At 62.5% G+C, this 11,897-nt stretch carries 9 protein-coding genes; 5 read left to right on the forward strand and 4 right to left on the reverse strand.

Annotation, left to right across the window (positions count from 1 at the left end; all coding sequences use genetic code 11):
- Nucleotides 1–3: 3 nt before the first annotated feature.
- On the reverse strand, nt 4–387 hold the full coding sequence (locus tag HNQ60_RS05560; RefSeq protein ID WP_184329988.1) for a hypothetical protein: 384 nt from the start codon (nt 385–387) through the stop codon (nt 4–6).
- A 197-nt stretch (nt 388–584) separates the two neighbouring features.
- Here HNQ60_RS05560 and HNQ60_RS05565 point away from each other — a divergent pair, with 197 nt between their 5' ends.
- Entirely contained in the window at nt 585–821 is a 237-nt protein-coding gene (locus HNQ60_RS05565) for a helix-turn-helix domain-containing protein (protein WP_184329989.1), read from the forward strand.
- 18 nt (nt 822–839) lie between these two features.
- Here the strand turns inward: HNQ60_RS05565 and HNQ60_RS05570 are convergent, their stop codons facing one another.
- The 3 genes from HNQ60_RS05570 to HNQ60_RS05580 all read right to left on the reverse strand — a co-directional run bounded on the left by HNQ60_RS05570 (nt 840) and on the right by HNQ60_RS05580 (nt 5,935).
- Nucleotides 840–2,402: a fatty acid--CoA ligase gene (locus HNQ60_RS05570; protein ID WP_184330203.1), complete on the reverse strand. Its 1,563-nt coding sequence runs from the start codon at nt 2,400–2,402 to the stop codon at nt 840–842.
- Nucleotides 2,403–2,458: 56 nt separating this feature from the next.
- A complete protein-coding gene (locus HNQ60_RS05575; RefSeq protein WP_184329990.1) occupies nt 2,459–4,900 on the reverse strand; it encodes a TonB-dependent receptor in 2,442 nt (813 codons plus the stop codon).
- Nucleotides 4,901–5,032: 132 nt separating this feature from the next.
- The gene (locus tag HNQ60_RS05580; RefSeq protein WP_221304027.1) at nt 5,033–5,935 is read right to left on the reverse strand and encodes an oxygenase MpaB family protein; all 903 of its coding nucleotides are present in this window, start codon (nt 5,933–5,935) and stop codon (nt 5,033–5,035) included.
- A 240-nt stretch (nt 5,936–6,175) separates the two neighbouring features.
- Here HNQ60_RS05580 and HNQ60_RS05585 point away from each other — a divergent pair, with 240 nt between their 5' ends.
- The 4 genes from HNQ60_RS05585 to roxB all read left to right on the forward strand — a co-directional run bounded on the left by HNQ60_RS05585 (nt 6,176) and on the right by roxB (nt 11,886).
- On the forward strand, nt 6,176–6,925 hold the full coding sequence (locus HNQ60_RS05585; protein WP_184329992.1) for a helix-turn-helix transcriptional regulator: 750 nt from the start codon (nt 6,176–6,178) through the stop codon (nt 6,923–6,925).
- Nucleotides 6,926–7,074: 149 nt separating this feature from the next.
- Nucleotides 7,075–9,291, forward strand: a complete 2,217-nt coding sequence (locus HNQ60_RS05590; RefSeq protein ID WP_184329993.1) for a xanthine dehydrogenase family protein molybdopterin-binding subunit — start codon at nt 7,075–7,077, stop codon at nt 9,289–9,291.
- On the forward strand, nt 9,291–9,761 hold the full coding sequence (locus HNQ60_RS05595; protein ID WP_184329994.1) for a (2Fe-2S)-binding protein: 471 nt from the start codon (nt 9,291–9,293) through the stop codon (nt 9,759–9,761). Before HNQ60_RS05590 ends, HNQ60_RS05595 begins: the two co-directional genes overlap by 1 nt.
- Before the next feature lie 79 nt (nt 9,762–9,840).
- Nucleotides 9,841–11,886 (forward strand): rubber dioxygenase RoxB, encoded by a 2,046-nt coding sequence (gene roxB, locus HNQ60_RS05600; protein ID WP_184329995.1) that lies wholly within the window; start codon nt 9,841–9,843, stop codon nt 11,884–11,886.
- Nucleotides 11,887–11,897: the final 11 nt, after the last annotated feature.

Here is an 11,897-nt window from a genome sequence, read left to right on the forward strand (position 1 = left end):
GAGCTACCGACGAACACCGGCCGATCGCCGACGCCGCGGCAACGCACCGGACCGCAACGCGCGGATCAGGGGTTCGAGACAGGCCGCGTCAAGACGATGAATCGCGTCCTTGATCAGTCTCAGCGCCATCGCCAGCACATCGGCGGATCCCGGTTGATGCCGGTTCTCCTGCTCTGCTGACATGAGCGCTGCGTGCAGACAACCGAGCATGGACTCGGCCTGGCTCAGCCGTCCTCGCTCGGTGTCGATCGCTTCCTGCAGCGAAACAGGCTCGACAGCTTCCGGCTGTGCGCCTGTCCCGATCGCGTCGGCGACCACTGTCTGTCCGTTTCCGTTCCGTCGAACCTTGCGGGCGCGCGTGCCCGTCGTAGACTGTGGCTTAGCCATCGTCTTACCTCTTGCTAGGTAGGGCTGTGGTTAGGCGCCGGCGGTGCTGTTATCACCGCCGGTTGCCGTCTCAAAGCACCGAACTAACCCAGAACTCTTCTGCCTGCGTTCCTTCGCATCGTCGCAACACGCACGGCAATGAATGATGACTATAGTCCGTCGACCATTAGTCTGCAAGGCAGATATGGTGTGGCTATATGGCTACACAACCGCTGCAGAATGCATTCGGAAAAGTGTTGCGCGAGTACCGGCTGAAGGCCGGCTTTTCGCAGGAAGGCCTCGCCGATGAAGCAGGCTGCGACCGCACGTTCATCGGGATGCTCGAGCGCGGTCAGCGCCAGCCGACGCTCGAGACATTGTTCAAACTGTCGAAGGCTTTGAACGTCGCCGCGGCGACGCTCGTTTCCCGGACGGCGTCCGAGTGGAAGGAATAGCGACTCTTCGAGCTCGCTTCAGTTGACCCGACGCTCCCGTCCCGCCCAGTACGGCTCCCGCAGCACGCGGCGCAGTATCTTTCCTGAAGGCCCACGCGGCAGTTCCTTTACGAACTCGATCGACTTGGGTGCCTTGAACGCGGCAATCCGCGTTCGCGCGAAAGCGATGATGTCCTGCGGATCCGGGCTCATCCCCGGTCTGGGCACGACGATCGCCTTGACGGCCTCGCCCCACTTCCCGTCGGGCACGCCGATGACCGCGACTTCCTGCACGGCTGGATGACCGTAGATCGCATTCTCGACTTCGGCGGGATAAATGTTCTCGGCACCCGACACGATCATGTCCTTGAACCGGTCGTGGATGTAGAGATAGCCATCATCATCCAGGTAGCCCGCATCGCCGGTGCGCAACCAGCCATCCGCGCTGACGGTGTGCGCGGTCGCATAAGAGTTGTTCCAGTAGCCGACCATGTTGGCCACCGAACGGGTTTCGACTTCACCGACCTGTCCGTTGGGCAGCGGCTCACGCGTCTCCGCATCGACGATGCGGATTTCCACGCCGGGCATGGGAATACCCGCAGCGCGCATCCGCGCATTGCCGGCTGGATCGTGATCCTGAGGCGGCAGGTAGACGATGGTGCCGCAGGTCTCCGTCATTCCATACTGCTGACAGAAACCGCAACCGAAGACTTCGGTCGCTTCGCGCAGCAAGTCGAGCGCAATCGGCGACGCTCCATACAGGATGTGCCGCAAGCCGCTGTAGTCGATCTGGCGAACGCGAGGCTGAAGCAGCAGCATCTGCAGCGCCGTGGGAACGACGAACAGTCTGGAGACACCCTGATGCTCAATGGCGTCGAGCACCTGCGACGGAATGAACTCACGCTGGATGATCGAGCGGGCGCCATTGAAGAATCCGACGATTGCCCAGCCGATTCCCCCGATGTGCCCGACCGGCAGGGCCACGAGATTCACGTCGCCTTCGAGCCATTCGTTCCAATCCATGCGTGCGCGCATGCCTTCGCGGCGACCGCTCAGGAGGTTGCGATGACTGAGCATCGCTCCCTTGGGATGACCTGTCGTGCCTGAGGTGTAGAGCTGCAGGGCAACGGCCGCGGGATCGACCCTGTTTGCGACTACACCCGCGGAAGCGGCGTCTCGCCATCGCCGGTAATCGGTCCAGCCGTCACGAGATTCCATCGTGATCAGCTGGCCGGTGCGAGGAACGACGCGGCGCAATCGATCGAGCTTGTCGAACTGATCCGAACCGACGAAGAGCGACGTCACCTGCGCATCGTCGAGGATCTGCTGCACCTCATCGAAGGCGAGGCGCCATTGGACGGGAACGAGTACGGCCCCGATCTTGGCGACACCGAACATCAGCTCGAAGACTTCGTCGGTGCCCTTGCCGACGAACGCAACGCGATCCCCCGCTTTGCATCCAGCGGCTGCGAGCGCGCTGGCAACCCTGTCGCTCCCGGCGTCGAGCGCCGCCCAGGACGTCTCACGACCCTCGAAGGACATGGCGACCGCGTCGGGACAGCGGCGCGCGTGATAGCGCACGATGTCGCCGATCGTCGGCATGGCATCGAAGTCGAGGATCAGAGGCTCGCCCCGGACGGTGGTTGTGCTGCTCACTGCTAGAAGTTGATTCCAAAGGTCGCACCATACGTACGCGGCGGGCTCGGAAAGCGCACGACGACGTTGGCGTTGCTCGCGACGGCGCTCCAATAGTACTCGTCGAGCGCGTTGCGGGACCAGAGCGTGAACGACCAGCGATCGTCGACGCTGCGCAATCCGATGCTCGCGTTCACCGTTGCGTACGACGGGATCTTGTAGAGATCGATGTCTTCGAAGATGGTGTTCGACTCGGTCTGGTAGCGGCCGTTCAGGGTCATCTGCAGCGCCAAGCCGCTGGTCACAGGACGGTCGTAGATGAAGGAAAGGCTGCCCTGCCATTCCGGGCTGTAGATGAACTCGGCGCCGTCGTAGTTCTGGGGCTGTCCCGCCGCGTTGGTCCCGACGTAGTCCTCGACTTCGGTCTGCAGCCACAGTACGGCGCCTGCTATCGTGAAGCCGTCGACGGGCTGCCACGTGAGATCGGCATCCACTCCGTACGCGTTCGATTCCGGCAAGTTGTCGAGTCGCGTCAATGCCGTGTAGATCGGATCCGCGAAGTAGGTGCTGATCTGTTTGTCTTCATAGTCATAGAAGAAGACGGACAGATTGGCCTGCACGGTCTGATTCGCCAACGTCGACTTGGTCCCGATCTCGTAGGCCGTGAGCAACTCCTGCCTCACGGGTGCATTCTGCCTCGCGAGATTCGCCGCATTGATGGGCGTCGTCCCCGCTTTCGCTCCGCGAGAAACAGACGTGTACAGAAGTGTGCCGTCGACCGGCGCCCAGTCGAGCGCGACCCGCCAGGACACGTTGTCCTCGTCGAGCGTCGAAACGATCTCACCGAATGAACCGGCGACGGGATCGAACGTATTGCACTGCCCTTCCGTGATGGGCGCCGCAAACACGCCGTACGCCTGGAAGTACAGCGCACGGTTGACGACATTCACGTTGGGAAGCATGTTGCCGTTGAAGTCGCGCGAGCAGCCGCGGTACTCCTGCTTGTCCTCGGTGTAGCGAACGCCGGTGGTGAGCTTCAGCGCATCGGTCAGCCGCCAGTCCGCATTGGCGAAGACGCTCCAAGTCGTCGTTTCGATGTGACCTTCATCGACATACGTCCGGAAAGCCTGTGACAGCTGAGCCGACGTATAGCCGCAGCAGTTGAAGGGCGTCGCCAGCAGCGGCTGCCCGACTGTGCGAATGAGCGAGACATTGGCGTTCTGGCCCAGCAACGTCCGGTTGCTGTCGAGGATCTTGTCGTTGGCGTAATACGCGCCGACGAGCCAGTTCATGCGTTCGGTCTCGCCTTCAAGATGGAAGTCCTCGGCGAGCGATTCGATCTTGCCGACGGTGTTCTGCAGCAGGATCTCGTACGGCGCTCCGCTCCAGTCCGACAGCGCATTGCGTTCGAACTCGTTGTAGCTCGTCAGCGAGACCAGCTTCATGCTGTCCGTCAGCTCCTGGTCGAGCCGCAGCTTGACCGCGGTGAACGGATTGTCTTCGCGCAGCGGTCCGCTGAGCCCGAGTCCCGTACCGATATCCGAAGCTCGTCTCGACTCCGGCGCCCAGTCCGCATCTGTCGCGTCGCTGGGCTGATTCGCAGCGATGTAGCTGACGAGGCCCGGCGCATTGAATGGGCTGCTGGCAGTTGCCGGCGTGAAGCCGATTCCCTGCCCTGCTACCGTGTCTGCTTCGTTCTTCCACCACGTCGCCGACAGATCGATGTGCGTGCTGTCGGTGGGCTGCATCGCCAGCGAGCCCCGCACGCCGTAGCGTTTGATTTCGCCAAGCGTCTCGTCACGGCTATTGCTCTCCTGCCATCCCTCGCCGCTCTGCTCGCCGCGCACAGCGATGCGCATCTGCACCCGCTCTGAAAGCGGCCCAGAGACGTATCCGCCGGCGTTGACGGTCTCGTAGTTGCCGACGTCCGCGGTAACACCCGCCTGAAATTCGGACGTTGGCTTCGCGGTCACGAAGTTGATGAGTCCAGCGGTCGTGTTGCGACCGTACAGCGTGCCCTGCGGGCCCTTCAGTACCTCGACCCGCTCGAGATCCATGAGCGGCCCGGTGTTCATGATCGGATACGCATACGCGACTTCGTCGACATACGTGCCGACAGTCGAGGTCGCGGAAAGATTGATGGTGTTGAATCCGATGCCGCGCAGCGTGTACGTGGGCACGCCCTGATAACTCTGCGACACCGTGAAGCTCGGCACGACCGTCGTCAGGTCTTTGACATCATCGACACGCAGCGCCTCGAGTGCCGCGGCACCGAATGCCTGGATTGATAGCCCGACATCATTGATCGATTCCGCGCGACGCTGCGCAGTGACGATCACTTCCTCCAGACCACCCGTATTTTCGACCTCTTGAGCGTGGGCAGTCACGATGCCGCCGATTGCAGCGACACAGGCCAGTGGCACTGCCAGTGACACAGCGGTCGATGAGAATCTCTTTGAAACCATGTTCCCCCCCAGGAAGTGCGTCGTCCGATGATCGAGGCGGACCTGGGCTCTGACCGGGTCAGTGCCGGCAAGCCCTTGTTTTGTGAGTATCCGTTTGCACGATTGCACAGCCCGAGTCGGGCTGAATAGCTGTTAGTTCTGATAGTGCCGCGTCGCTCCCGTAGGCAGATCGCCTGAAGCGCCGGGACCCCGGTAGAGATGGTTGGCGGGCAATCCCATTCGCCGGCTCGCCAGCGTCGGTGGGAAGTTGGGGATCGGCAGCCGCTCCAGCGCGGCGCCCAGATTCTTCAACAGGCTCCGCTCCCATCGCCGCAGCTTCCATGCCGCGCCGTGCAGCGCCAGGCGCTCCCTCAGCCATTCAGGCAGGAGATCGACGCCAGCGCGCAGCATCATCGATTGGAGCGGCCGCAGGAACCATGGCACGGCCGGAGTCCGCTTCACGATACCCAGGAACTGTTGAACGATCGGATGCGCCTCGAGATGCGGCTGCAACTTCTCGAACAGCTGGCGCTGCTCAGCCTGCGATTGCGGCGCCCCATGGGCGAGAAACAGCCTGGCCGAGGCAACGGACTCCTTGTAGAAGCGGTCTCGCTGTACGTCCGTCAGTGGCCGGCAATACGCCGCATACGCCTCCATGAAACCGTAGCTCACCGTGCACTGCACCCAGTCCAGAAGTTCTGGATCGTTCGCCCGGTACGGTGTCCCTTTCGGTGTTTTCCCTTCGACGCGCGCATGCATGGCAACGACTCCACGGATGAGCTTCTCCGCCACCTCGACGGGCGCGTAAACGCTCACGTGTGCCATGAGCCCCGTCCGCTCCATGCGGGTCAGCGGATCTGTCGGGAATATCGAGTGCTCCCAGACACCCGTGCGCACCCGCTCCTCCGCCAGCTCCAGCAATACGGCGGTAATCCCGCCAACGAAGAGCGCGACGGGATTCTTGAAGACGTGCCAGTGCAGCGAGTCCTGGCTGTACAGGGCCGGCGCGCCCTGGGGGTGCAGGAAATCCACTTTGGGCAAGGGGCGTTTGGACATGGCTTCTCGCGCTGCTTCTCGTCGTGGAGCCATCCTTTGCGCCCCCACCGGCCCTTGCAAGCTATCGGATCAGATAGGGGTAGGGATTTTCAGCGACCCGCCTGGAATTCGTCCGAACGGACGACGTTCCGCCCGGCCTGACTGTTAGGCTGACCTTCAATATAGAGAGACTCCGCCAGGTGCACAGCCGGGCCGGGGGTCCGACCCAGTTTGGGACTGCATCGCGTCGGGGGACGTGCAATGAGCGCGCTGCCACAAAGCTCGTGCGAGCTGGGAATCATCGAGATCGCACAGGAGATCACTGCCATAGGCAGAACGATCGGCCTGCCCATGATTGCGACATGTGCCGACATCAGCAGCGCACGACCCGTGACCATCGGCGACAACACGCCCGTCGCCACGCTGTTCGAGTTTGCCAACGATGCGCATGAGTACTGGCTGCAGAGCGACCTCGCGCTCGGGAACGCCATCATCACGATCATTCGCTGGACCGCCGAGCCGTTCTACTACGATCGCGGCACTATCGGCGGCTGGCGACCCTTGCGCATTGCCCCGGAGCTCGAGCGCGAAAAGGACCGGATGACGCTGAGCATTCGCGGCGCGATCGTCGCCCCCATTCATCTGCCGGGAGGCGTCGTCGGCGGCGTCGTGTGGGCGACAGACGAACCTCATGGCCGGGTACCCGACATCTTCGACAAGCACGCGGCAAGACTGCATGTACTTGCGTTGCGGTTCATATCGGCTTGCAACGCTGCGATGTACGGTGAACCCAGCATCCGTTCCTACCGGCTGACGCGACGCGAAGTTCAGTGCCTGAAGCTCGCTGCCGCGGGCAAGACCGACGAGGAAATCTCGATCATCCTGGATGTCTCCATCCCGACGGTGCGGTTCCATCTCAAGAAAGCCGGCTGCAAGCTCGGCGAGAATGGCCGCATGCGCATCGTTCATCACGCAGCGGCCCTCGGCTTCGTCAGCATGCGGCTGCAGTAGTCGGCGCGTTCGACCAAAGCATTCTATTCGTGTCGCTGTTACCACGGTCGCACCTTCCGGACGCGACGCACAGCTGTTGATCTTGATAGCAGTCAGAGCGCTGATGTGTCGCTAGGATCCGGCCCGCGCGATGGGATTCCGGAGGGCTCATGGCAGGACGCTCGGATCGAACCGCAGTCACGACCGACGACGAGAGCGTCGCGACGATAACAAGCCCCAGCCGACGGTCGTTTCTTCAATACTCGCTGGCGGGCTCCGCAACACTGGTGATGGGCAGCACCTTCGTTGGCGACGAAGCCGCTGCTTCGATCTCGTTGCCGGAACTCGGTGAGATTCTCGACTTCCCCGACGTGATCGCGCTTGCCGAGGCTCCTTACGCCAGCAATCTCCTGCTCGAAATCACCACAGGCAACCGCGTGCGCTTCGAGCTGCCCCGGCTCGACAAGGGCCAGGGAATCGCCACGGCGTTCGCGATGCTGATCGCGGACGAACTCGATTCCGACTACGAGCGTACCGACGTCACACTGAGCGATCGTCGCGCGGATCGCCCTTTCTCCATCACCGGTAACTCGGCCGCAATCCGTGCGCTGTGGGACCCCGTCCGCAGTCTCTGTGCCCATGCGCGAGCACGCCTCGTGACGGCAGCAGCGCTCCGCTGGAGTGTCAGAGCAAGCAGCCTGCGAACATCGCAATCAAGCGTCATCGCGACCGACGGCCGCATCGCGACGTACGGCGAACTCAGTGCGGAAGCTGCGCGAGTAGCGATTCCGCTGATCCCGGTCACGCCGAAGCCCGTCAGCCAGTACAAAATCGTCGGCACGAAGCGGGCACGCAAGAACGCTCGCGCGATCGTTACAGGCACGGAAAAGTACACGCTGGACACCAGTGTCGCGGGTGCGATGCCAACGGTCGTTGCGCGAGCGCCGGACATCGGTGGATCTGTGCTCTCCTGGAATGGTGCTGTCGCTGCCTCCATGCCAGGTGTCATCGGCATCGTACCGATTCCAAACGGTATTGCCGTCACGGCACAAACGTTCAAACAGGCATTCGATGCGCGCGATGCGCTTCAGATCAGCTGGCGCCCTGGACCAGTTCGCGGCCAGTCCGACGCGGGCATGCGCAACACACTACGGCAGATCAACACGCCTCTGACGCCAGTACTGCCGCTCGTCGGCTCACTCAGCGCGACGTTCGAGTTTCCGTATCTCGCCCACGCAATGATGGAAGTGATGTCGGCGGTCGCCGATGTGCGCGATCAGTCCGCGGAGATCTGGTACGCGTCGCAGTCACCGAACTTTGTCGCTGCACAGGTCGCTCAGTCGACTGGCATCCCCGCATCCAAAGTGAAGATCCACATTCCCTTCGCGGGCGGATCTTTCGGGCGGCGCTTGTTCGGCGAAGCGGCTGTCGAAGCCGCACTCGTCTCGAAGGCGTTGCGCATGCCGGTGAAGCTGATGTGGACGCGCAACGATGACATGCGACACGGCCGCTTCCGCCCGCTATCCCGTTGCGACATCCGTGCATCCTGGCTCGCCGGCGCGACGCTTTCGTACGAACACCACATCGCGGCCGCACGCAACGACTTCAGGCATGGCCTCGGCGACGCCCTGACTGCCGCCGGCGTCAACGTCGTTCCGGACCTGTTCAACCAGGTCGGCTTCATCACGATGATCTCATTGCCCTATCGCTTCGGGAACACGAGCAGCAAGCTCGTCGAGAAGGAACTCGGTGTTCCTACCGCCAGCTGGCGCTCCGTGTACTCGGGCGTCATGACGGTCGCCAATGAAATCTTCATCGATGAGATGGCGCGCATCCGACGATACGATGAAGTCGACTTCCGCCTGCGCCATCTGGACTCAGCGGCTGCGGAGCGTTGCCTGCGGTATGTCGCTGCTGCAGGTGCGTGGGGACGCACGATGCCGCGCGGACAGGCACAGGGCGTCGCCGTCCACGCGGAGTATCGCTCGGCAGTCGCATACCTCGTTGAGATCGACACCACAGGCCCGGAGCCGCGCCTGCTGAAGGCGTACTGCGCCGTCGACGTTGGTGTCCCAGTCAACGTCAGCGGACTGCAGGCGCAGATGCAAGGGTCATTGATCGACGGGTGGTCGGTGATGTTTCGGGCCGGCAATCACGTCGACGATGGCCGGATTCGCGAAGGCAGTTTCGGCGATTTCCACTGGGCGCGCATGCGTCACGCGCCCGTCACGACACAAGTACACGTATTCCCCGCTGAAGGCAGCAACGCGGAACCCGGTGGCGCCGGCGAGCTAGGTATCACGGCTGCCGCCGCCGCATGCGTGAACGCGTATGCGCGTGCGACGAAAACACAGCCACGCCGGTTTCCGGTCCAGGAGTACGACTGATGCCCCAGTACGTGTTGAAGGTGAACGGCGACGAGCATGTCATCGACGCACCTAACGACATGCCGCTCCTGTACGTGCTGCGTGACCGCCTTGGAATCACAGGGCCGAAGTACGGTTGCGGTGTCGGCATCTGCGGCGCCTGCACGAGCCATGTAGGCAACAGTGTCGCCCGGCCCTGCATCGTTCGCATCGACAGCGTCGGCGCGCAGGAAGTCACCACCATCGAAGGACTCGCAACGGGTGACGTGCTCCATCCAGTCCAGCAGGCATGGATCGATGAGGATGTCGCGCAATGCGGCTTCTGTCAGCCCGGCCAGATCATGACGGCTGTCGCCCTGCTCGCGCAGATCGCGAATCCGACGGATGCGGACATCGACGCCGCCATGTCCGAGAACGTCTGCCGCTGCGGCACTTATGTGCGCATCCGGGCCGCGATCAAGCGTGCCGCGGCAGCACTGCAGCAAGCGTGAGCGCGAGCTTCGCGATCCGCACCGTTTCGAACAACAACAACAATGTTTCATCACCAAAGCACAACCAAGGGGGTATCAGATGAGCTCGAAGGACCATCGAGCGCGTTACAGACTGCAACGCGCTTCAGCTTTCATCGTCCTGGGACTTGCAGCCAGTCTCGAGGTCAGTGCGCAGGGCGCACCGGACCTCATCAAGAGCAGCCGTGGCGGCTCTCAACTCTGGGACTACTGCGCAGGTAAGACCGACGCCACCGTATTGCCCGCGGATCCGCGAACGCTCGTGAAGGCCGGTATCAGCACCGGCCGCGCGGTCGCTTTCAACGCGTTCTGGAAGGATTGCCACACCGATCCGGTGGCAGTGCAGGAAGCGGGGCACCCGAAGACGTGCGGCGAGCTACGTCAGCGCTTCTATCGCGGTGACGGCCTGCTCGACACGGGTTCCCGCACTGTCGCCGCGCTCTTCACAGGAAACGATCCGACGACAGCCTCTTCACTGTTCGGCGCAGCTACGCTGACAGCCGCGCAGTACAACTCGTTGTGGCGCAGCTGGGACGGCTTCCTGCTTCGTCCCGACAACTTCGATGATCTCGTCGCGGAGCGGTACGGCTCCGTCTTCGGACCGGGACGCAATCCGTATCCCAAACCCTTCGAAGATCCGAACCGTACGAACGGCGGCACCGGTCGCTTGCCGGAGATGTTCACTCAGCTTCGCAATCCTGACGGATCGTGGAGCGGGCGAATCGGCGTTACCTGTCACGCGTGTCACAGCGGCGCGGCGAACGGAACGCAGACCCCGGGCAGCGGCAGCAGTCTCCAGGATCTTCACATGCTCCTGCGCGATGCTGTACCGCTCGGCTATCTGCCATCGCTCGCGTCACTCGCGAACCTGACGCGCACTCGCGGCACGAACAACGCGAGCGACATCAACCTCGCTTTCCTGTTTCCCGACGAAGGCCTGATCCCGCTCGATGTTGCGCTCGGCGTGGTCGCATCGGGTTCGACAGCCTCCATGGACACACCAGCCTGGTGGAACATGGGCCATCGTCCGGTGAAGTTCGTCGATGGCGTCTTTCCGATGGATGCGCCGCGCGTCGACATGGTCTTCTACACACCGGCGTTCGGCCTCTTCGGCTCGCTCGGCGGGCCATTGTCAGAAGCCGGTCAGGACTGGATGCGCGCGCACGGTCCGGACGCGAATACATGGGTCGAGTCTCTGAAGTCGCCGGTGTATCCGGGAACGATCGATACGGCGCTCGCGGAACAAGGAGCTGTGCTGTTCCATACGCTCAATCTCTGGGCGTCGGGCCGCAACAATCCCGTGCCCAAGCCGAACGAAGGCAATGGTTCGTGCGCAAGCTGCCACGGAGCCTACGCACCGCGATACGTGAATGATCCCACGTTCCTCGCATCACCGGCGCTCGAGGGAATGGCCTCATACATCACTCCGCAGCGGATCATCCAGACCGACATCGTGCGACAGCGGACGAACAACGAGGCAGTGCAGATTGCTGGTGCGAACAACTTCTTTGGATATCCGACCACCGCCGGTACCGCGAACGATTGCGGCCCGCAGAATCGCGCGGATCTGCGCGGCAATCGCGAGCTGGGCTATCTCGCCCCGCCGCTCTATGGTGTATGGGCAACTGCGCCGTACATGCACAACGGCTCGGTGCCGAACGTGTGGGAAATCCTGAAGCCGTCGGATCGCAAGCCGCTGTGGAAGCGCAAGTCCAAAGCGCCGCGCTGGGATCAGACCGGCCGGGCGATCATGGGATACGACACGAGCATGGCGGCATACGACACAGGAAAGCTGGGCTGGAAGTATGACGTCATCCAGTGCAGGAACCCCTCGCTCCTGGATCCCCTGCCGTCACCGTACCTGCGCTGCGATCCGAACGACGATCTGCTGCTGTCGTGGTACGACAGGCTGCTTACGGATCTCTATGGCAACGTGATCCTTGCCTGGAACGTGCTGTTCCCGCCGACGATCACGAATACGGACATCGAGAACCGCAAGATCTACAACAGCTACATGTTCGGCCAGGGGAACGGTGGCCACACCTTCAATTCGGTGCTCACCGACAACGAGCGCAAGGCGCTCGTCGAGTACATGAAGACTCTGTAGTCCCTGGTCAG

Origin of the sequence: Povalibacter uvarum (assembly GCF_014202975.1) — a bacterium.
Taxonomy (GTDB): Bacteria; Pseudomonadota; Gammaproteobacteria; order Steroidobacterales; family Steroidobacteraceae; genus Steroidobacter; species Steroidobacter uvarum.

Excerpts from the sequence above, each read along its gene's own strand:
- HNQ60_RS05570 (WP_184330203.1), bottom strand. The coding sequence starts at position 2,402 with ATGCCGACGATCGGCGACATCGTGCGCTATCACGCGCGCCGCTGTCCC.
- HNQ60_RS05565 (WP_184329989.1), top strand. The coding sequence starts at position 585 with ATGGCTACACAACCGCTGCAGAATGCATTCGGAAAAGTGTTGCGCGAG.
- HNQ60_RS05560 (WP_184329988.1), bottom strand. The coding sequence starts at position 387 with ATGGCTAAGCCACAGTCTACGACGGGCACGCGCGCCCGCAAGGTTCGA.
- HNQ60_RS05580 (WP_221304027.1), bottom strand. The coding sequence starts at position 5,935 with ATGTCCAAACGCCCCTTGCCCAAAGTGGATTTCCTGCACCCCCAGGGC.
- HNQ60_RS05590 (WP_184329993.1), top strand. The coding sequence starts at position 7,075 with ATGGCAGGACGCTCGGATCGAACCGCAGTCACGACCGACGACGAGAGC.
- HNQ60_RS05585 (WP_184329992.1), top strand. The coding sequence starts at position 6,176 with ATGAGCGCGCTGCCACAAAGCTCGTGCGAGCTGGGAATCATCGAGATC.
- HNQ60_RS05595 (WP_184329994.1), top strand. The coding sequence starts at position 9,291 with ATGCCCCAGTACGTGTTGAAGGTGAACGGCGACGAGCATGTCATCGAC.
- roxB (WP_184329995.1), top strand. The coding sequence starts at position 9,841 with ATGAGCTCGAAGGACCATCGAGCGCGTTACAGACTGCAACGCGCTTCA.
- HNQ60_RS05575 (WP_184329990.1), bottom strand. The coding sequence starts at position 4,900 with ATGGTTTCAAAGAGATTCTCATCGACCGCTGTGTCACTGGCAGTGCCA.